The following is a 19697-nucleotide window of genomic DNA, read 5'->3' as shown; positions in this document are numbered from 1 at the left end:
GAAACCAATCGCCAATCTCATCCGGCGAGGTCAGCAGAATATCGTCCGGATCGCCGCCAAGTTTCATGTAAACCTTGCCATCCGGATAGCGGATCGGCGGCAACAAATAGTGACGCTCGGGCGTTCCGATTACCAGCGATGGCAAATAAGCCAACCGCGTGGCTTCCAGCTCGGACACCTCAAACAGCGCCACGGTCCTTCCACACACGCGATACGATAGCGGACGCCCAAGCACGTGATCCGTCATGCCACCGGCCGCCACAAGAACCTGGTCGAACACCTGCACACCTGCGCCGGTATGGACTTGAACCCCAGTGGATGTTTCGTCCAAGCCAGTGACCGCGACATCCAGAAGAGTAGCCCCCGCAGCTTCGGCCAGTTTCGACTGTGCAGCGACCAAGCGCCGGGGCGAGATATGCCCACTTTCGCCCGGCTCCCACAAAGCACTCCAGCCATCAGGAAGCGTCAGGTCCGGGAAGGTGTGCGTAAGGGTCTTTCCCTTAAGATCTTGATGTGAAACAGAAAGCACTTTCGCAACCGCGCGCGTCTCACCAAGAAAATCGCCGTCCTCTGCCCCGGCTGTCAAAGCGCCAACGGGTGAGAAAAACGTGATGCCGGACGCAACTTCGATCTCGGCGTATCGCTTGATTGACGCAATCGAAGCCTCGGCCCAATAGCGGTCGGTTGCGTTTTTGCGCGTTATGCGACCCTCGTCATAGTGACTGGCAAAGACCCCGCGATGACTGAGTTTATCCACCGGCTCGGTCGGTCCGATCAAAGCCGGTGCGAGGCCCTCATTGGCCAAATGGCGCGCCGCAGCGCTGCCAATCAGACCGCGACCGATGACAGCGATGGATGGAAGCTCAGACACCCAGGCCCCTCAATCCGGGCGAAGCGCATCGATAAGCGGCAACATCGCGTCCTTGTTTGGCTGAATGCCGCTATAAGCCTCGAAAGACCCAAGGATCATATGTCGAAACAGATCGAACCCCGAGATTGTCGTCAGCCCGCGCGATCCAGCCGCCCGCAAAAACGTCGTGTTCGTCGGCGTGTAAACGGCATCAAACGCCCAGGTTTGCGACCCGATCGCTTCAATGGAAAAGGCGGATCGTCGATCATCCCCCATGCCAAGCGCCGAAGCGTTCACCAATCCGTCGGCGTCTTCAATGACAGAGCGACTATCCCCGGTTGAAACGGCCCGTACAGGACCGCCCACCAACTTGGCAAGCCTGGCCGCAACACCCGGTGCGGGGTCCCAAACAGCGACATCGCTCGCCCCAAGCACCACCAGTGCGGGGACAATCGCCCCTGCCACACCGCCCGCGCCCGCCACGGCCACGCGGCCAGGGTTCGTGTTGCCCATTATCCCATCCCACGCGCCGACGAAGCCCGTATAGTCTGTGTTAAAGCCCTTCATCTTGGGGCGAAACGTCAACAAGTTGGATGCCGGAAGATGCGCGGCCTGCGCAATCATCCCATCCCCCGCCCGCGTTCGTGCGGCGGTCTTGTGGGGATGCGTAATCGTTACGCCAGTCCAATCGTCCGCAATCAACTGTTCGATCTTGGCATCGAAATTAAAATCTGGAAACTCGCCGGTATCAATCGGCGTGAAATCAAGCGTCAGCCCATGTGCGCGGCACAGCAAGTCCATCGCGGCCGAAAACCGTGACCGACCAATGTGGTCTCCGATCAGACCAAGGCGAAGGACGTTTGCATCACTCACATCACGGCGCCGATCTGCCAGGGTACAAACTCATAATCGCCAAGGCCCTGCGCTTCGGACTTGGTCACCTCGCCAGACGCGACCCGCAGAAAAGCCTCATAAATCTCCCGACCCTTCGCCTCAATAGATACCCCGCCATCCAGGATATCCCCGGCATTGATGTCCATATCGTCGGTCATCTTCTCATACATCCGGGTGTTCGTCGCGACCTTGATCGTTGGCGATGGCTTCGAGCCAAACGCCGATCCACGCCCCGTGGTAAAGCACACAAGATTGCAGCCGCCCGCGATCTGGCCCGTCACACTTGCCGGGTCATAGCCGGGACTATCCATAAAGGTGAACCCGCGCGCGCGCACCGTGTCTGCGTATTTGTAAACGCCCATCAAAGGTGACGTTCCGCCCTTGGCGGCGGCCCCCAAAGACTTCTCCAAAATCGTTGTCAGACCACCCTTTTTGTTGCCGGGTGATGGGTTGTTGTCCATCACGCCCTTGTTGCGCGCAGTATAATCTTCCCACCAGCGGATGCGCTCGATCAATTGCTCGCCGATGGCTTTTGTAGCAGAGCGCGCTGTCAGCAAGTGTTCGGCGCCGTAAATCTCCGGAGTTTCCGCCAAAACACCTGTGCCGCCTTGCGCGACCAGCAAGTCACAGGCATGACCAAGCGCCGGGTTTGCGGTAATCCCGGACCACGCGTCCGAGCCACCACACTGCAATGCAACCATCAATTCCGACGCCGGACAGGCCTCACGCCGCACGTTATTCGCCAAAGGCAGCATCGCCTCGATCTTGGCGATGCCGGCGGAAACCGTCCGCCCAAGCCCGCCCACGTCCTGAATATTCATCGCCTGAAACAGCGGCCCCGGCGTCAGCCCAAAGGCCTCCATCAACCAGTCGATCTGCATCGTCTCACAGCCCAAACCCGCCATCAGAACACCGGCCACATTGGGATTGCGCGCATATCCCCACATCACACGCTGCAAGGCTTCAAAACCATCGCCCGCGTCCGCCATTCCACAGCCCGTGCCATGCACAAAAGCCGTCACGTCATCCACGTTGGGGTAGGGGGCAAGGCGCTCCGGCGTGAAATGCTCAGCAATACGGCGCGCCGCCGTCGCCGAACAGTTCACCGAAGTCAGAACCGCGATGTAATTTCGCGTCCCAACCTTACCGTTCTCACGGCGATACCCCATGAACGTATCAACGCTTTCTGGGCGTGGCATCTGGCGCAAATTCGTCGCAAACTCGTAGGCTCGATTGACGTTTCGGTACTCTAGATTGTGTGTGTGAACCAACGCCCCCGCCGCAATGTCCTCGGCAGCATAGCCGATCAACGTCGCGTATTTTCGGACCTCCACGCCCTTCGCGATCGCTTCAAGAGCCATCTTCTGCCCACGCGGTATCAACTCGCGCGCGCCCTCGGCACCGATTTCCAAAGGACGGATCGCCGTGGCAACATTGTCCGTGGGATCAAGGCGAATTAAAGCACTCATGCGCAGGCCGGGCTGTCAGATTGCCACCGATGGATGGCGATATGCGGCATGGCCGCCAATCGTGCGCGCGCGTCTTCCCACATGTTTTTCCACTCCTGCCAATCGCTCAATTCAGTGTCGGGGTTTTGTCGACTGCGCGCGACGAACTCGGGGAAATGACTGCGCCCCGACGGCTGCCCAGTCACATGGAAGCGAAGGTCAAATGACCAGCGAAACCCGTCCGTCTTGTTCACCAATGATGCATGCGGTGTCAGGGGGTGAAACAGCACAACGCCCCCCGCCCGAACAGGCAACGGCACCGCTTTATCTTCGGCCACGTACCCCGGCGCAATCGCGGTCTGACGCTGAGGGCAATGCGGTAGTATTGCTTGCGTGTCCTCCTTCGGCAAAACCTGCAAGCAGCCGTTTTCCACCGTCGCATCCGTAATCGCCAGCCAACACGTCACCATATCCGTCTGATCCGCCTCGCCCAAGGCAACCGCGCGATCCTGATGCCAATCCGTCGACGTGATATGCGCGCGAATTTCATCACTGGCCAACGCGGTGGCTGGTGGCTTAATTCGCACATGCTGGATCGGGTTCGAGGTGATTTCACCCCCGATCAACTGCTCGACAATATCTAAAAGCCCCGGGGCACGCACCATATCAAAGACCGCAGGACCGAAGTGCATCGGCGTATCAGTCGCAATCTTGTCGCCCGGAAGCGAGATGTCCATCGGCTGAAACCAATCACAGTCCGCCTCGTATGCGGTCACAAGCTTGCCCCAGAAGTCGTCACGAGCGGGCGCGCCAACCCGCCCTTCACTCTGCCATCCAGCATAAAGCAGATCCAGCAGGCCCGCATATTCTTGCCGCACCGCATCCAGAATCCTCACGTCGATGACGTCTTCAACCACCAGAAACCCATGGGTTTCGTAAGCTTCTCTCTGCGACGCGCTTAGCATTCACTAATCCAGACCTATTTCAGTAGGATTTCAACGATCGGCGGCCAGGCCAGCAGCACTGACAAGGCACAGAGCTGGATAGCGATAAAGGGCAGGAAGCCTTTGAAGATGTCGGTCAGCGAGATATGCGGTGGAGCCACGGATTTCAGGTAGAACGCAGCCGGGCCAAAGGGCGGTGACAGGAAACTGACCTGCATGTTCATACAGAATAGCACACCAAACCAAACCGCGAGGTTCTTGGGCTCTAGCTCCCCGAAGAGACCTATTTCCTCGATCGGAAGGCGCTGCACGATGGGCAGGAACACCGGAATGATCAACAGAACGATCCCAACCCAGTCCATGAACGCCCCCATGAACAGCAAAATCACCATCATTGCTAAGATAATGCCCATCGTTGGCAGATCACTTCCAACGATGAACTCGGCCACATAAGTCGGGCCGCCTGCAATCGTGTAAGCCCCAGCAAGCGCTGCAGCCCCGATGGTCACCCAGATGATGGTACCGGTCGATTTCAGCGTCCGCATCAAACTGTCCCAAAGCCCATCAAGAACGGCAGGGATGCGCAGCGTCAGCAGCAGTAAGATCAGCAGGGTGACCATCGTTTGCGTGATGCCAAGGCTTTCACTCTCGATTAAGAATTGCGGTGCGATCAGAACAATCGCGATATATAGGGCTATCCAAACCGCGTTTTTCACCACAAGACTTACCCAGCCAGAGAAGTCTTTTTGGTACAAAGTCATCAGCAAATAAACAGCCAATGCGCCCATACCAGCCGCCTCGGTGATGCCCGTTATCCCGCCGTAGATGGACCCCATGACAACGCCGATTACGACAATCGGGGCGACAAGACCTTTACCCAATAGCCAGCCGCGTGTCGTCCGTTTCAGGCCGAAGGCGAAGTAGATTAACCCGAGGCAGATCGAGACGATGCCACCAAACCACGGCACATAATCGGCAGTCCCCCAAAAGATCTGTTCGACCCCATCTCCAAGATCGATGTTCTGGCCTGTGATCGTGAAGAACAGAGCGCGCAGGAACAAGACCGTGCAGATGCCCGATATCAGAACCGCAAGGAATGCCGTGAACAAGCCCAACTTCTCTAGACCAAGCGGCTCGCCGGGTAGCGGATCTGGTAAAGGTGCATCTTGAGGGCGCAATTGCGTCCTAACAATAATGTATAGGATGAAGAACGAGGCCAGCATGAAGCCCGGCAAGAAGGCCGCCGTGAAGAGCGCCTTGATCGACGTTTCGGTGATTAGACCGTAGATGATCAACACGATCGACGGTGGGATCATCGTCCCCAACGAGCCCGACGCGCAGATCGTCCCGATGGCGAGGTTCTGATTATAGCCGAGCCGCAACATCTGCGGCAAAGCGATCAGGCCTAGCAAAACCACTTCGCCCCCGATAATGCCCGACATCGCGGCCATGATTACAGCCATGATCGACGTGACGATCGCGATGCCGCCCCGCGTCCGGTTGAGCCAGACACTGAGCGAGGAATACATGTCCTTTGCAATTCCGGAACGTTCCAGCAGCGACGCCATGAAAATGAACAGAGGAATAGATATGAGCACATAGTCCGTTAAGAGACCGTATATTTTCTGGGCGAGAATATTCAAAGGCCCACTCCCCGGCCTCCCCGTCAAAATACCGTCTCCAAACAAAAGCGGATTAAACAGCGTGTCTGGCTCGAACTTCATGAACAGCACAAGAACGGCCAAAATGGCCGAGGCAAGACCAAGCGGCATGCCTATGGCGAGCAGCACCAAAAGGCCCAGCATAAGGACCAGTGAAATGGTTCCGATATCCATTATTTGTTTGCCTTCGTCTGATAAGATTGGTGGGTGACGTCCAGTGTATCTGGCTCATCTGCACCGACCGCGGCGCGCAACCGCTCCAGCTCGTCTTCGTCAATGTCGTCGGCTGCCGTGTGGATCACCGGCTCTGCATTCCAGTCCGAGATCAGATTGATAAGGGCCTGGATCGCCACCATCGCCACAATGAACAGCACCGAGACTTTCAGCGTCGCCGGAATAGGTGGATCAAAGGCAGTACCAAACGTCTCCCAACGCCCAAATTTCTGGAAGGCCTCGCCATAGCCACCATAAATAAGTGCAGCGGCGAAGACGACAATCAGCAGCGTCGAGATGCAGTCAAACAGCCGCTGCAACCAGCGCGGCGCCATGTCGTAAAGTAAAAAAATCCGGATATGGCTACGCTGCTGCATCGCGTAAAGCCCAGCGGTCAAAAATACGAAGCCAGCAAGCCATAGCGAAAGTTCGTTCGCCCACAATGTCGGCGCCTCGAATACGTAGCGCAGAGCAACCTCATAGAGCATCACCATGGTCAGCAAGGTTATTAGCATCATGGTCACACGCCCGATGAATACGGACAAACGATCCAGTGGCCCCCAAGACTCAAACTCCATCGGCGCGCGGCGTACAGTCAAAACGCCCAGAACAACAAAGATCGGCATGCAAATCAGTGCGAAAAGATCAATAATATCAATATGGGTGCCCATTACGATGGGGACGTTCGGGGTTACATCGATGCGGCCATAAAGGGCTGCCAGCTGATCAGCGTGCCCGCCCCAATCTAGGATAAAGGCCGGCATATGCCAGATCAGCCACCCAGCACAAAAGATAAACCCAAGTGGCACCAGCCATTCGACCGCGGTGCCGTGCTTTTCGTGCTGCATGGAAACCTCCCCGTCAGGGCGCCACAAATGGGTGCCCTTTGTCCCTTTTTACCCCAGCAACCGCCAAAATCTGCCGCGGTTGGATCAACCTGGCGTGTCGCCCTGCAAGATCTCATTGAGAGGGGCGGTGCAAACGGCCCCGCCCCTCCTGTCAGACCTTACTCAGAAACAAGGCCCAGTTGGGCTAGGTAAGCCATGTGCGAATCAACCAGCGCCTTTGCTTCGGGCGTGGTCGCAAATTCAGGCCATGTGGCCTGAGCTGCAGCACGGAATTTCGCCAGCTCTTCAGGTGCCCACTGCGACAGTGTCACACCTTCGGAACGCAGCTTCGCGGCTGCCTCGGCATTGGCCTTTTCGAAGGTTAATGCTGTGCGCAGCGCCAGCGCCTCCATTCCGACCTTCATGATCCTCTGTTGATACGCAGGCATCGCATCGAAGACTTCCTTGTTACATGCCAGGTGATCGGAAGGCATCGAATGGAAACCAGGGAAGTTAGCGTATTTGACGATGTCATACAGACCTAGACCAACATTGTTGGCCAGACCAGATGCGTCGGCTCCGTCAATGATGCCTGTTTCCAGCGCGGTAAAAATCTCAGTGAAGTCCATCACGATCGGCGAAGCGCCGAGCTTTTCAAAGATCTTTGTTTCCATGCCTGGAGGAGAGCGGAATTTCCAATTTTGGAAGTCTGCAACTTTCTCGATTGGCTTGGACGAGGCAAAGCTTTCCTGCCCATAAATCCACCAGCCGATGAGCTCCATGCCGTATTTGTTGTAAAGCGGTTTGGCAGCTTCAAGCCCGCCACCGTAATACAACCACGAAAGCTGCTGGTAAGGGGTGTCATAGCCGCCCATGATGTCTCCAACAAACTGGAACGCTGGGTTTTTACCAGTCTGGTAGCCACCACCAGTAAAGTCGCAGTCCAGAATGCCGGATGCGGCTGCGTCGAATGTTTCCACCGACTTCACAACCGAAGAGCTCCAGAATACTTCGACCTGGATTGCGCCGTTCGACATATCGGTGATGTCTTGGATGTATTGAGCTGCAAGCTTTCCCGACACTGTTTCAGGCGCGTAGTGGCTCTGTATGCGCAGGTTCGTCGTTTGCGCAAAGGCGGTGGATGCACCGACGATCGCAAGTGTACTGACCGCAGCGGCGGCTAGTTTGATAAGTTTCATTTAGGGTCCTCCCAATTTTCAGTTACAGCCAACACGATCTCCGTCGTGTTCGATAGTGGCCCGGACGACCCTAGCTGTGCATTTCCCGGCTGCCAACAAAATTCTGGAAAATTTCAAAATTTCAAAATTTTTCCCTATTTTCAGAAAGCTTCTGCTAGACATGAGTCGCGAAAGGCGGCCCATGAAGACGGACTCACCGGCGATTTACGCCGACCTCAAAAATAAACTGATGAACGCCCGCTTCGGCCCCGGCGAGAAGCTTAAGCCTGCGTCGCTTCAGGGTGAATACGGCTGCTCGGCGAATACCGTGCGGGACGTTCTTTTGCGTCTGACCAAAGTCGGGCTTGTAGAATTTGAAATGCAACGCGGCTTTCGCGCGCAATACACATCGCCCGAAAAACGCAACGATGTCACGCGCTTCCGCTCAATGTTAGAACAGGAAGGCGTAACCCTTTCGATGAAATTGGGCGGCATAAGCTGGGAAGCGGAGTTGACTGCCGCGCACCATAGGCTCAGCCATCTCGAAAGCGAATTCGAGCGCTCTGGAGACCTTGCTGATAATCCAGACAACATGAAACTTTGGACAAACGCTGAATGGAGCTTCCACGACACGCTCATCTCGCGCTGCGGATCGCCCATGCTGCGCGATACCTACGAGAATGTTTACGGCCAGTTCCGCCAACAAATGGTCGCACAGGAAAGCGGCTTCGGCCGCAGTTACTTTAGCGCGATTATCCACGAGCATCAGGCAATCCTCGACGCAGCCCTTTCGCGCGATGTCACTGCATGCCGCGCGGCAATCAACGACCATCTCAAGCGCAATTACACCCAAGCAGTTGCGCTTGAAGCCGCGGTCTGACCCCGTGCCTTACGTGTCCAACCCGTTCCGCGCTTTAAGCTCAAGGTAAAGCCCTGAATGGTCCAGATCCGCACCCTCCATTTCCGAAACGAAATACGCAAACCTATCCCGCACCGACTGTGTCGACGGCAAGCTCAGCCCAAGTGCGCCCGCCTCGGCCAAAGTATTGTCGAGGTCCTTCAACTGAAACTTGGACAAGCCGCCGGGAACAAAATCACCGTTGGTCATGCGGGCCCCGTGCTGCTGCAAAATCGTGGAATCGGCGAAACCACCTCGCAAAGCCTGACGCACCGCCGCAGGATCTGCGCCGCCCTTTTCCAAAAGCAACATCGCTTCCGCAACCGCACCAATCGTCACCGCAACGATCGTCTGGTTGGCCAATTTCGCCAATTGCCCAGCCCCGCTTGCGCCCACATGCACCGGACGACCAAGATCATTCAAAACCGGCAAAGACCGTTCGAAAACATCAGCGCGCCCACCGACCATAATTGCAAGATTGGCGCCCTCGGCTCCCTTGGTGCCGCCCGAAACAGGCGCATCCAGATGGACGCATCCCAAGCCCTCCAGCAACGTTGCCTGCGCCCGGGCGTGCTCTGGCTTGGCGCTCGACATATCGAGCCACAATGTGCCGGGCCGCAGTGCCGCGCGAAGACTGGCGTCATCCAGCAGCGCGCCCGTCGCAACGCCATCCGACAGCATCGTCAGCACGACATCGGCGCTTCCAACGGCCTCTGCTGCGGTTTCAGCGATTATCGCGCCATCGGCTTCCAAACCTTCGGCCCGCGCGCGCGTCCGGTTCCAGACAACCACCTCATGCCCGGCACGCGCCAAATTCCGCGCCATAGGAAATCCCATCAATCCGGTGCCGATCACCGCAATTTTCTGCCTGTCACTCATTGTCACACCTCAGTCTTGACCGTGGCGGACCCTAAGCCTATCCGCGAATAGATGACCACCGAAAGCGGCGCTCTCACAACCTGAATGCTTGCAAGACCAGATAAAACGCCAAAACGGCATACACAATTCGAGCCTCATTTAGGCTTGAGCGAACGGGAGGAAAAACATGAGCCACCAAAGGCTTGAGGGCAAACGCGCCCTGATCACAGCAGCCGGCCAGGGCATCGGCCGCGCCAGCGCTATCGCCATGGCCAACGACGGCGCGCATGTCGTTGCCACCGACATCAGCCAAGAGGCTCTTGACGATCTGACGGCCGCGAATCACGCTAACATCGAAACGCGACTGGTCGATGCGCGCGACGCCGACAGCATCAACAGCGCTGTAGAGCACGCCAGACCTGACGTCCTTTTCAACTGCGCAGGCTTCGTCCACCACGGCACCATCCTGGACGCCACAGACGACGAATGGGACTTTGCGTTCGACCTAAACGTCCAATCCATGTTCCGCACAATACGTGCAGCCCTTCCCGGCATGCTGGAGCGCGGCAACGGCTCGATCATCAATATGGCATCGGCCTGTTCGTCAATCATCGGCGCACCCAACCGCTTCATCTATGGCACAACCAAAGCCGCCGTCATTGGCCTAACGAAATCCGTCGCTATCGACTTCATCACCAAAGGCATTCGCTGCAACTGCATCTGCCCCGGCACTGTGCAAAGCCCCTCGCTTGAACAGCGTCTCCATACCCTCGGCGAACAGGTCGGCGGCTACGACGAAGCCCGCAAACAATTCATCGCCCGCCAACCTATGGGTCGCATCGCCTCGGCCGAGGAAATCGCCGCCCTGACGGTCTATCTCGCAAGCGACGAGAGCGCCTTTATCACCGGACAACCCCACATCATCGACGGCGGCTGGTCGGGTTAACCCCAGCCCAACGCAAAACAAGGAAAAGCATATGAAACTCGTTCGTTACGGCAAAACCGGAGCCGAAAAACCCGGACTTATGGATGGCGAAACCCTGCGTGATCTCAGCGGTCACGTCGATGACATCACCGGTGCCACGCTTGACGACGCGACCCTCGCACGCCTTGCCGCCATCGACCCCGCATCCCTTCCAAAAGTGGCAGGCTCCCCCCGCATTGGACCTTGCGTCGGCAATATCGGAAAATTCCTGTGTATCGGCCTGAATTACTCAGATCACGCGGCAGAAACCGGCGCGGCAATCCCTGAACACCCGATCCTGTTTTTCAAAGCGAACTCCGCGATCGTTGGCCCCAACGACAACGTCATGATGCCACGTGGCTCCACCCACACCGACTGGGAAGTTGAGTTGGGCGTCGTCATCGGCAAGGCGGCAAAATACGTCTCAAAAGAAGACGCTCTGGATTACGTGGCGGGCTATTGCATCGTGAACGACGTCTCCGAACGCCACTTCCAGACGCAACTCACCGGCCAATGGACCAAGGGCAAAAGCCCTGACACGTTCGGCCCAACCGGCCCCTGGCTGGTCACCAAAGACGAAGTCCCCGACCCACAAGCGCTTGCCATGTCCTGCGACGTGAACGGAAAACGCATGCAGACCGGCACAACCAACACGATGATTTTCACTGTCGCCGAAATCATCGAACACCTCAGCCACCTGTTCACGCTGCATCCGGGCGACGTGATCTCGACGGGAACACCTCCGGGCGTTGGAATGGGGATGAAGCCGCCAACCTACCTCAAAGTGGGCGACGTCATGGAGCTAGACATCGAAGGCCTCGGCCACCAGCGGCAGGAGGTCGGCGAGGATGCCTGATCTCCTTCAAATCGGCGGCGCGACCGAGGAAATGTCGGCGCGCGTCTCGGCCGCATTCACCATCCACAAAGCAAGCGATCAAGCGGACCTGACTGGGTGGCTGGCCGAACATGGGGACAAAATCACCCACGTTCAGACCAACGGCCACGACGGCGTAAAGCCCGACGTCATGGCAGCGTTAACGAACCTTAAGATGATTTCCTGCTACGGTGTCGGATATGACAATATTGATGCCAACGAGGCCGTGCGACGCGGCATCATGGTCACGCACACCCCCAACGTCCTGAACGAGGAAGTTGCGACCACGGCCGTGCTTCTCATGCTTGCCTGTTACCGCGAACTTCTGCGCGATGACGCATGGGTGCGCGCAGGCGATTGGGAGGCCAAGGGCAACAGCCCGCTCACACGTTCTGCAGACAATCAAACCATCGGCATTCTGGGTATGGGTCGCATCGGTCAGGCGATTGCCGCAAAACTGGCCCCGTGGAATCCGACGATTCTCTATCACACACGCAGCGAAAAAGACGTTCCTTACCAGTACGTTGGCGATCTTGCGAAGATGGCCGAGGCGTGCGACGTCCTAATCATCATCACGCCGGGGGGCGCTGCCACTCACCATCTGGTGAACGGCGAAGTGATGAACGCTCTTGGCCCGAACGGCACGTTGATCAACGTCGCGCGTGGCACTGTGATTGACGAACAAGCCATGATCGTAGCCCTTTCCGAAGGCCGTCTCGGCTGGGCCGGGCTCGACGTGTTCGAACACGAACCCGAAGTCCCGCAAGCCTTGCGCGATCTGCCCAACGCCACGCTTCTGCCCCACGTGGGCAGTGCAACGCATGAAACCCGTGCGGCCATGGGCAAACTCACCGTCGACAACTTGTTAAGTCATCTTAACGACGGCACGGTCATCAGCCCGGTGCCCGAATGCCAATGACCAAAATCACCTCGATCGAGCCACGGCTTTTTGCCGTGCCGCTCGACGAGGTGCTCGTCGACGCCAAACATGGCGCGCACAGCCACTTCCACCTGATCACTGCGACAGTTACCCTCGAAGATGGTCGCACCGGCACCGGCTATACCTACAACGGCGGGCGCGGCGGTCACGCCACCCACGCCATGATCGCCCACGATCTCGCGCCATTCCTCGTCGGCGAAGATGGCACCAACGTTGAAGCCCTCACCGACGCGATGGACGCCTACATGCACTACGTCGGGCGCGGCGGCATCCTCAGCTTCGCCATTTCCGCCATCGACATCGCCCTCTGGGACATCCGCGCCAAGGCCGCCGAAAAACCGCTCTGGCAATTGGCCGGAGGTGCGGGGCAAACCTGCAAAGCCTACGGCGGCGGCATCGACCTTGCTTTCCCGTTGGAAAAACTGAAAGCCCACGTCCAAGGCTACCTCGATGCCGGACTAGACGCCGTCAAAATCAAGATCGGCCAACCAACGGCCGCCGAAGACATCGCCCGCATCCGCGCCATCCGTGACCTTCTCGGTCCCGACCGCGCTTTCATGATCGACGCAAACTACTCAATGTCGCGCAACGAAGCGGTTTCGCTGGCCCGCGCGGTCCAGGACCAAAACATCCTCTGGTTTGAAGAACCGATTATCCCCGACGACTACCCCGGCTACGCCCATGTGGCGCGGGAAGGCGGCATTGAGGTCGCCCAAGGTGAAAACCTCCACACGATCTTTGAATTCGAAATGGCGCTGGCCCAAGGCGGCCTCGGCTTCATCCAACCCGATGCCTCCAACTGCCTTGGCATCACCGGATGGCTTAGGGTCGCGGCGCTCGCAAAAGAACACAACGTCCCCGTCTGCTCGCACGGCATGCAGGAATTGCACGTCAGCCTCGTATCATCGCAGCCCCACGGCGGCTGGCTCGAAGTTCACAGCTTCCCGATTGACCGCTACACAAAACGCCCGCTGGTGATTGAACAGGGCAGGGCGGTCGCGCCCCAAAGCCCCGGTATCGGCGTCGATTTCGATTGGGACAAACTCAGCCCCTTCGAGGTCCGCTAAAGTGATGCGGTAATCCCGCCATCCACAAAAAGCGTATGCCCATTCACGAAACTTGATGCAGCCGACGACAAAAATATCGCCGCACCCTGAAGCTCGTCCACGCTCCCCCAACGGCCCGCAGGTGTGCGCTTTTCAAGCCATGCACTGAACTCCGGATCCGCCACCAAAGCCGCATTCAACGGCGTGTCAAAATACCCCGGCGCAATCGCATTGCACTGCAATCCGTACTTCGCCCAATCCGTCGCCATGCCCTTCGTCAGGTTCGTCACCGCGCCTTTTGTGGCGGTATAAGGCGCGATCCCGGGACGGGCCAAGGCCGACTGCACGCTTGCAATATTGATAATCTTACCCGCTTTGCGCCCAATCATGTGCCGCGCAACCGCCTGGCCCACATGAAACACGCTCGCGATATTCGTCTGCAAAAGCTTCTCGAAGGCATCCGCCGGAAAGTCCTGCAATTCGGTCCGGTATTGCATGCCCGCATTGTTGATTAGAATATCAAACGCCATGCCGCCGGCTTCCGCCGCATCCACTGCCGCGCGCACCCCTTCATGGTCCGTCACATCAAACGCTAGGGTATCGACACCTCCCAAAGCCGCCGACGCCTCCGCCAACTTACCCTTGTCGCGTCCGTTCAACACAACTTTCGCGCCCGCTTCGATCAATCCTTGCGCCAAGGCAAAACCAATCCCCTGACTAGATCCGGTAATCAGCGCGCGACGGCCAGAAAGATCAAAAAGTTTCGACGACATGGCATTTCCTCCGATGAATTCTGCGGCTACCTTCCGGGGCAACGCGGGGAACCGCAAGGGGGGAATATGAAAGCCATCGTCATTCACGCAGCCCACGACCTTCGCCTTGAAGACCGCGACCCACGCGCGCCGATGCCCGGCGAAGTCCGCGTCGCCATCAAAGCCGGTGGCATCTGCGGCTCAGACCTTCATTACTACCACCAAGGTGGCTTCGGACCGATCCGCATTAAGGAACCAATGATCCTTGGCCACGAAGTTTCCGGCCTCGTCACCGACCTCGGAAGCGGTGTTGCAGGTCTCAGCATCGGGCAGCTTGTCGCCGTATCGCCCTCGCGTCCGTGCCAAGCCTGCCAATATTGCCTAAAGGGAATGCAAAACCACTGCGAAAACATGGCCTTCTACGGAAGCGCCATGCCATTCCCCCACATTCAGGGCGCCTTCCGCCAAGACTTGATCGCCCTTCCACATCAATGCGTCCCCGCCGACGGTCTCACATCGGGCGAAGCCGCAATGGCCGAACCGCTCGCGGTCTGCCTCCATGCGGTCCACCACGCCGGTGACCTCGTCGGCAAATCCGTCCTTGTCTCAGGCTGCGGCCCTATCGGCTTGCTGTCGGTCCTCGCAGCACGCCGCGCCGGAGCTTCGGAAATCATCGCGACAGATCTCACCGATTTCACGCTCGCAAAAGCGCTTGAAATCGGCGCGGATCACGCCCTGAATCTTGCCACTGACCCCGACGCCCTGACGCCCTGGCAAAGCGGTAAAGGCCAGATCGACGTGCAATTTGAATGCTCCGGAGCTGCCCAGGCCGTCGCCGCCGGTGTCAAAGCCCTACGCCCGCAAGGCATCCTTGTGCAGCTTGGATTGGGCGGTGACATGACCCTGCCGATGCAAGCCATGACCGCCAAAGAGATCGTCCTGAAAGGCTCGTTCCGCTTCCACGACGAATTCACCACCGCCGTGCAGCTCATGCAAAAAGGTCTGATCGACGTGGCCCCTCTTATCACGCAAACCTTCTGTCTGGCCGACGCCGTCAAAGCTTTCGACACCGCCGGAGACCGCACCCAGGCCGTCAAAGCTCAGATCGACTTCACCTAGCCCAGCTTCACTGCAATGTTCTTGGTCTGCACGTAATTCCAAAGCGCCTCGCGGCCCTTTTCGCGCCCGTATCCAGACTTGCCGAACCCGCCAAACGGCGTTTCGATACCGCCCGCGTACCATTCGTTCACGAATACCTGACCGGCCCGCATACGCTGTGCGACCCGCGTCGCACGGTTCAGATCGCGGGTGAAGACACCGCCAACAAGCCCGTACTCCGTCGAATTGGCGATCTCAATTGCCTCCGCATCGTCGCGAAACGACATTACGGATAGAACTGGCCCGAAGACCTCTTCTTGCGCAATCGTCATGTCAGACGTCACACCATCCAACACGGTTGGCTCCAAGAACGCGCCGGGACGGTTCAACTTGCGCCCTCCCGAAACAACTCGCGCGCCTTGCGCTTCGGCTTCTTGAACCATGCCAGCCGCGCGATCCCGCTGCGCTTCAGACACCATCGCGCCCATATTGGCCCCTGCTTCCGTCCGCTCAATCCCCGGACCCACAGACAAAGACTGCGCAACATTTTTGGCCCGCTCGACCAATTCATCCCGACGGCTTTCGTGCACGATGACACGGCTCATCGCCGAACAAACCTGCCCTGCGTTGAAGTATATTCCCCAACGGATGTCGTTCTCAAACGCCTCCAGATCGGCATCGTCATGCACAATCGCCGCCGATTTCCCGCCAAGCTCCAAAACGCAAGGCACCACATTCTGCGCCGCCGCCGTTGCAATTGCGATGCCTGTGCGAACCGATCCGGTAAACACAATCTGACGAACGCCCGGATGCGAGACCATTGCCGCACCCGCATCTTGCCCCAACCCACACAACACGTTCACAGTGCCCGCCGGAAACCCTGCGGCCTCGGCGGCTTTCGCAATATAGCCGTTGGTCAAAGGCGCAAGTTCGGGCGACTTGATCGCGCAGGCATTGCCCGTCGCCAAAGCCGCCGCGACGCCGCGCGCCGTCATCTCAAGCGGGTAATTCCACGGGATAATTTGTGCCGAAACACCAAACGGCTCGTTCACTGTCCAATCGAAATACCCGGCTCCAAGCGGGATCGATTTTCCCTCAACGGTCGAGGCCTGATTGCCGTAATACTCAAAATAAAGCGCGGCCCCTTTAACCTCGATCTCCGCCTCCCAAAGCGGCTTGCCTTGCTCGCGGGTTAAAACTTCGGCGATCTCATCAAGATGCGCCAAAAGCCAACGCCCCATCTCCTGCACCATCCGCCCGCGTTCCATCGGACGCATGTCGACCAACACCCGCGATGCATGCACCCGTTCGGCCGCCCGAACCGCACGATCTACGTCCGCCGTATCGGCCAAAGCATGCACAGCCAAGACCGTACCATTGCCGGGATCGATCACGTCAATCCGACCGGCTCCACCGTCACACCAAGCCCCGTCGATGTAATTTTGCCAAAACTCTCGCATGTCCGTCCTCCACCCCAAGTCGTTTCCACACCAATCGACCGGTTCAAAGCGCCAGCTTGCAGCCCTCGGCGGCCGACCGATATACCGCCTCTTCAATCGCGATGACCGTCAGGTAATCGGCCGCGAGATTCTCAAACGGCGCGCCATCCAGAACTCCGGCCACCACGTGTTCCTGCAACGCATAAACGCAATCACCTGCGAACCCTTGAGGGGTCGGCGTGAACACACAAGTACGCTCCAAAGACCCAAAGTCCCGCTTCCAAACCGTGCCGTCCCCTCGCAATTCCAGCACGCCCTTGGTGCCTTCAACCAAAGCTTCGCCCATTGTCCAGCGGGTGTTTGTCGCCACATGGTCAATGTGGCGATTGCCATCAAACAGCGACCGAACTCCGTTTGGATGATCCATGATGAAGAACCCAGCGTCCTCGCCCACAATCACCGGGTTAAGCCGCCGCAAATCGGCGTAAACCGCCTCTGGATCACCCAAAAGGTACCGATAAGTGTCGATGAAATGCACGGCTGTCTCGTGGATCAACAACCGTTCCATTTTCTGAAAATACGGCTGGCGATCCAGATAGGCGCGCGGCCCCTGTCCATCGCCGGGGCGCAGACGAAACGATACTTGCTGCAACTCGCCAAGCGCTCCAGCATCAATCACGCCCTTGATAAACCGGAACCACGGCTGAAACCGGAAATTCTCATGCACGACCAAGGTCACACCTGCCGCCTCGGCCTCGGCGACAATCTTGCGCGCTTCTTCCAACGTCTGGCAAAACGGCTTCTGGCAAATGATGTGCGACACCCCGGCTTGAAACGCGATCCGCAACGTCTCGGCATGGGCGACAGGCGGCACCACAACATCAAGAATATCGGGCTTCACCGCCGCAAGCATTGCTTCCAGATCGTCATATGCCGTAGCACCCGTCGCTTTTGCCGTCTCAAGATTGCGATCACAGACACCCGCCAATTGCGCACGCGGCATCCGCCCCCAGGCATCCATATGGAACTGACTGAAGTACCCCGCGCCGACCATGGCCACACGCACTGTTGTCTCGTCGGTATGCGCCATGTCGAGATCCCCCTCAAAATGATCCGCTAAAAGTCCCGCTCGCCCGGCGGACTGTCAACACAACAGCCCTCAATTCCCAATGTTTTTCTTGCTGCGCCGAACAGGGCTGACATGATCCTTCCGAAAGCAGCCGGGCAAAGGAGACAACGCAATGGCGGAATGGGAGGTCTTTTCGATCAAATACGCGGATCGCGGTAAACGCACCCGTGGTGACAGTTTCATCTTCGACGACAATCATGACGCCCCCCATGACATGGACTACTTCATGTGGCTCCTGCGATCCGGTGACCACGTGATCCTTGTCGACAGTGGCTACGACGACGCCGAAGCCAAAGCGCGCGACCGCCCGATCCGCCGGGACCCCGGCGTGGCCCTGGCCCCGTTTGGCTTAAAACCCGAAGACATCACCGAACTGGTTGTCACTCACCTGCACTACGATCACGCCGGGGGCCTGCATCTGTTTCCCAACGCGCGCCTTCACCTGCAAGCGGCAGAAATGGCCTATGCGACAGGCCCCTGCATGTGCCACGACACGCTGAAACTCCCCTTTACGGCGGGCCACGTCTGCGAGGCGATCATGCGGCTCTATGCCGGCAAGGTCATATTCCACGACGGCGACGGGATGATCGCAGACGGCGTCACTGTCCACAAAATCGGAGGCCATAGCCGGGGCCTGCAATGCGTACGGGTCAAAACGCGGGCAGGGTGGATGGTCCTTGCGTCAGATGCCTCGCATTTTTACGAAAACCTCTGGGCGCGCAAACCTTTCCCGATTGTTGTCGATATCGAAGACATGCTGATCGGCTTTGACACGCTTCAGTCCCTGGCCTCGGCACCCGAGTTGATCATACCGGGCCACGACCCGCTGGTGCGCGACTATTTCCCAAGCGAGTTGGACGACTTCATCCACCGACTTGATGCTGGCCCCATCCAAGACGTGATCCGCTAACGAAAAAGGGCGGCGCAAAATGCACCGCCCTCAAATCATCAAAGCAACAGGGAAGATTACTCTTCGCCGCCCTCTGCTGCTTCGTCCGTTGTCGGAACGTCATCGGCATCAACGCCGTCTTCGTCCTCATCATCGGCTTGCGAAGCAAGACCCGAAGGTGCCTGAATGTTGGCAATCACGAAGTCGCGGTCAATCGTTGATTTCGAGCCTTTTGGCAGGTCTACCATTGAAATCGTTGCGGTATCGCCGATCTCCATTTCAGCCACCGATATGGTGATCTTCTCAGGAATATCGCCAGCCGTCACGATAAGCTCGACCTCGGGGCGTACCATCGTCAGAACGCCACCCTTCTTGATGCCGGGCGCTTCATCTTCGCCCACGATCTCGACAGGGATATAAAGCGCGATCTTTGAAGTCCGCTTCAAACGCATCAGGTCAAGGTGTGTGGGGAGATCCTTCACAACATCGCGCTGAACGTTCCGGCAGATAACGCGCACGTCGTCGTGGCCTTCCACTACCAGATTATAAAGCGTCGCAAGGAAACGGCCCTGCTTCAGATTCTTGTACAGAACGTTGTAAGGGATATTGATCGCTACGGGGTCTATGCCGCCGCCGTATACGATGCCTGGTACGAGCCCGTCTCTTCGAGCTTGACGAGCGGCCCCCTTGCCTGTCCCCGTCCGTACCGCGGCGTTAAGATTAGGAATCTCACCAGCCATGGTTTTCTCCAAATTTTTCAAGTTGAAAGCGGCCTCCAAGGGTGTCCGCTCATGA

19 protein-coding genes are annotated in these 19697 nt (G+C 57.9%); 7 read left to right on the top strand and 12 right to left on the bottom strand.

Features of this window, described 5'->3' with window-relative positions; all coding sequences use genetic code 11:
* The 7 genes from AC221Y_RS01405 to AC221Y_RS01375 form a co-directional block, all read right to left on the bottom strand.
* Positions 1-871, bottom strand: an 871-nt coding sequence (locus AC221Y_RS01405; protein ID WP_486706672.1) for an FAD-dependent oxidoreductase, incomplete at its 3' end; no start/stop codon positions are given.
* 9 nt (positions 872-880) lie between these two features.
* Entirely contained in the window at positions 881-1723 is an 843-nt protein-coding gene (locus AC221Y_RS01400) for a shikimate dehydrogenase family protein (RefSeq protein ID WP_299749211.1), read from the bottom strand.
* Positions 1720-3213, bottom strand: a complete 1494-nt coding sequence (locus tag AC221Y_RS01395) for a UxaA family hydrolase (RefSeq protein ID WP_486706671.1) — start codon at positions 3211-3213, stop codon at positions 1720-1722. Before AC221Y_RS01395 ends, AC221Y_RS01400 begins: the two co-directional genes overlap by 4 nt.
* Positions 3210-4157 (bottom strand): phytanoyl-CoA dioxygenase family protein, encoded by a 948-nt coding sequence (locus AC221Y_RS01390; protein ID WP_299749205.1) that lies wholly within the window; start codon positions 4155-4157, stop codon positions 3210-3212. The genes AC221Y_RS01395 and AC221Y_RS01390 overlap by 4 nt, the downstream gene beginning before the upstream one ends.
* A gap of 14 nt (positions 4158-4171) precedes the next feature.
* Positions 4172-5971, bottom strand: coding sequence for a TRAP transporter large permease (locus tag AC221Y_RS01385; protein ID WP_299749201.1), 1800 nt, complete (start codon positions 5969-5971; stop codon positions 4172-4174).
* Positions 5971-6858 carry a TRAP transporter small permease subunit gene (locus AC221Y_RS01380; protein ID WP_486706670.1) on the bottom strand — a complete coding sequence of 296 codons (888 nt, stop codon included), beginning with the start codon at positions 6856-6858 and terminating at the stop codon, positions 5971-5973. Before AC221Y_RS01380 ends, AC221Y_RS01385 begins: the two co-directional genes overlap by 1 nt.
* A 158-nt stretch (positions 6859-7016) precedes the next feature.
* Positions 7017-8036, bottom strand: coding sequence for a TRAP transporter substrate-binding protein (locus AC221Y_RS01375; RefSeq protein ID WP_299749195.1), 1020 nt, complete (start codon positions 8034-8036; stop codon positions 7017-7019).
* Between the two features lie 181 nt (positions 8037-8217).
* Between AC221Y_RS01375 and AC221Y_RS01370 the strand changes: the two genes are divergently transcribed.
* Complete coding sequence (locus AC221Y_RS01370) at positions 8218-8895, top strand: GntR family transcriptional regulator (protein WP_299749192.1); 678 nt, start codon at positions 8218-8220, stop codon at positions 8893-8895.
* Positions 8896-8904: 9 nt separating this feature from the next.
* On the opposite strand, the gene AC221Y_RS01365 is transcribed toward AC221Y_RS01370, so the two are convergent.
* Positions 8905-9792, bottom strand: coding sequence for an NAD(P)-dependent oxidoreductase (locus AC221Y_RS01365; RefSeq protein WP_486706669.1), 888 nt, complete (start codon positions 9790-9792; stop codon positions 8905-8907).
* A gap of 166 nt (positions 9793-9958) precedes the next feature.
* Between AC221Y_RS01365 and AC221Y_RS01360 the strand changes: the two genes are divergently transcribed.
* From AC221Y_RS01360 to AC221Y_RS01345, 4 genes are read left to right on the top strand one after another with little or no spacing between them, the layout of a single operon-like run.
* Positions 9959-10717, top strand: coding sequence for an SDR family oxidoreductase (locus AC221Y_RS01360; RefSeq protein ID WP_299749186.1), 759 nt, complete (start codon positions 9959-9961; stop codon positions 10715-10717).
* 31 nt (positions 10718-10748) lie between these two features.
* Positions 10749-11591 (top strand): fumarylacetoacetate hydrolase family protein, encoded by an 843-nt coding sequence (locus tag AC221Y_RS01355; RefSeq protein WP_299749183.1) that lies wholly within the window; start codon positions 10749-10751, stop codon positions 11589-11591.
* Complete coding sequence (locus AC221Y_RS01350; protein ID WP_486706668.1) at positions 11584-12528, top strand: 2-hydroxyacid dehydrogenase; 945 nt, start codon at positions 11584-11586, stop codon at positions 12526-12528. The genes AC221Y_RS01355 and AC221Y_RS01350 overlap by 8 nt, the downstream gene beginning before the upstream one ends.
* Positions 12525-13616: a mandelate racemase/muconate lactonizing enzyme family protein gene (locus AC221Y_RS01345; RefSeq protein ID WP_486706667.1), complete on the top strand. Its 1092-nt coding sequence runs from the start codon at positions 12525-12527 to the stop codon at positions 13614-13616. Before AC221Y_RS01350 ends, AC221Y_RS01345 begins: the two co-directional genes overlap by 4 nt.
* Here the strand turns inward: AC221Y_RS01345 and AC221Y_RS01340 are convergent.
* Complete coding sequence (locus tag AC221Y_RS01340; RefSeq protein WP_486706666.1) at positions 13613-14368, bottom strand: SDR family oxidoreductase; 756 nt, start codon at positions 14366-14368, stop codon at positions 13613-13615. The two genes, AC221Y_RS01345 and AC221Y_RS01340, sit on opposite strands and share 4 nt — an antisense overlap.
* Positions 14369-14434: 66 nt before the next feature.
* Here AC221Y_RS01340 and AC221Y_RS01335 point away from each other — a divergent pair, with 66 nt between their 5' ends.
* Positions 14435-15466, top strand: a complete 1032-nt coding sequence (locus tag AC221Y_RS01335) for an L-idonate 5-dehydrogenase (protein ID WP_299749171.1) — start codon at positions 14435-14437, stop codon at positions 15464-15466.
* On the opposite strand, the gene AC221Y_RS01330 is transcribed toward AC221Y_RS01335, so the two are convergent.
* On the bottom strand, positions 15463-16905 hold the full coding sequence (locus tag AC221Y_RS01330) for an aldehyde dehydrogenase family protein (protein ID WP_486706665.1): 1443 nt from the start codon (positions 16903-16905) through the stop codon (positions 15463-15465). The two genes, AC221Y_RS01335 and AC221Y_RS01330, sit on opposite strands and share 4 nt — an antisense overlap.
* 43 nt (positions 16906-16948) lie before the next feature.
* Complete coding sequence (locus AC221Y_RS01325) at positions 16949-17974, bottom strand: Gfo/Idh/MocA family protein (RefSeq protein ID WP_486706664.1); 1026 nt, start codon at positions 17972-17974, stop codon at positions 16949-16951.
* 151 nt (positions 17975-18125) lie between these two features.
* Between AC221Y_RS01325 and AC221Y_RS01320 the strand changes: the two genes are divergently transcribed.
* Positions 18126-18923, top strand: a complete 798-nt coding sequence (locus AC221Y_RS01320) for an N-acyl homoserine lactonase family protein (RefSeq protein WP_299749161.1) — start codon at positions 18126-18128, stop codon at positions 18921-18923.
* 56 nt (positions 18924-18979) lie between these two features.
* Here AC221Y_RS01320 and AC221Y_RS01315 read toward each other — a convergent pair whose 3' ends face one another.
* Positions 18980-19642 (bottom strand): 50S ribosomal protein L25/general stress protein Ctc, encoded by a 663-nt coding sequence (locus AC221Y_RS01315; RefSeq protein WP_299749159.1) that lies wholly within the window; start codon positions 19640-19642, stop codon positions 18980-18982.
* Positions 19643-19697 lie beyond the last annotated feature (55 nt).

It is taken from the genome of Boseongicola sp., from assembly GCF_057460485.1.
Note: the sequence above shows the minus strand (reverse complement) of the source record. Positions and strands in the feature narration are given on the sequence as shown.

Coding starts and splice junctions, on each gene's coding strand:
- AC221Y_RS01395 (WP_486706671.1), bottom strand. CDS start 3,213: ATGAGTGCTTTAATTCGCCTTGATCCCACGGACAATGTTGCCACGGCG.
- AC221Y_RS01390 (WP_299749205.1), bottom strand. CDS start 4,157: ATGCTAAGCGCGTCGCAGAGAGAAGCTTACGAAACCCATGGGTTTCTG.
- AC221Y_RS01385 (WP_299749201.1), bottom strand. CDS start 5,971: ATGGATATCGGAACCATTTCACTGGTCCTTATGCTGGGCCTTTTGGTG.
- AC221Y_RS01380 (WP_486706670.1), bottom strand. CDS start 6,858: ATGCAGCACGAAAAGCACGGCACCGCGGTCGAATGGCTGGTGCCACTT.
- AC221Y_RS01375 (WP_299749195.1), bottom strand. CDS start 8,036: ATGAAACTTATCAAACTAGCCGCCGCTGCGGTCAGTACACTTGCGATC.
- AC221Y_RS01370 (WP_299749192.1), top strand. CDS start 8,218: ATGAAGACGGACTCACCGGCGATTTACGCCGACCTCAAAAATAAACTG.
- AC221Y_RS01365 (WP_486706669.1), bottom strand. CDS start 9,792: ATGAGTGACAGGCAGAAAATTGCGGTGATCGGCACCGGATTGATGGGA.
- AC221Y_RS01360 (WP_299749186.1), top strand. CDS start 9,959: ATGAGCCACCAAAGGCTTGAGGGCAAACGCGCCCTGATCACAGCAGCC.
- AC221Y_RS01355 (WP_299749183.1), top strand. CDS start 10,749: ATGAAACTCGTTCGTTACGGCAAAACCGGAGCCGAAAAACCCGGACTT.
- AC221Y_RS01350 (WP_486706668.1), top strand. CDS start 11,584: ATGCCTGATCTCCTTCAAATCGGCGGCGCGACCGAGGAAATGTCGGCG.
- AC221Y_RS01345 (WP_486706667.1), top strand. CDS start 12,525: ATGACCAAAATCACCTCGATCGAGCCACGGCTTTTTGCCGTGCCGCTC.
- AC221Y_RS01340 (WP_486706666.1), bottom strand. CDS start 14,368: ATGTCGTCGAAACTTTTTGATCTTTCTGGCCGTCGCGCGCTGATTACC.
- AC221Y_RS01335 (WP_299749171.1), top strand. CDS start 14,435: ATGAAAGCCATCGTCATTCACGCAGCCCACGACCTTCGCCTTGAAGAC.
- AC221Y_RS01330 (WP_486706665.1), bottom strand. CDS start 16,905: ATGCGAGAGTTTTGGCAAAATTACATCGACGGGGCTTGGTGTGACGGT.
- AC221Y_RS01325 (WP_486706664.1), bottom strand. CDS start 17,974: ATGGCGCATACCGACGAGACAACAGTGCGTGTGGCCATGGTCGGCGCG.
- AC221Y_RS01320 (WP_299749161.1), top strand. CDS start 18,126: ATGGCGGAATGGGAGGTCTTTTCGATCAAATACGCGGATCGCGGTAAA.
- AC221Y_RS01315 (WP_299749159.1), bottom strand. CDS start 19,642: ATGGCTGGTGAGATTCCTAATCTTAACGCCGCGGTACGGACGGGGACA.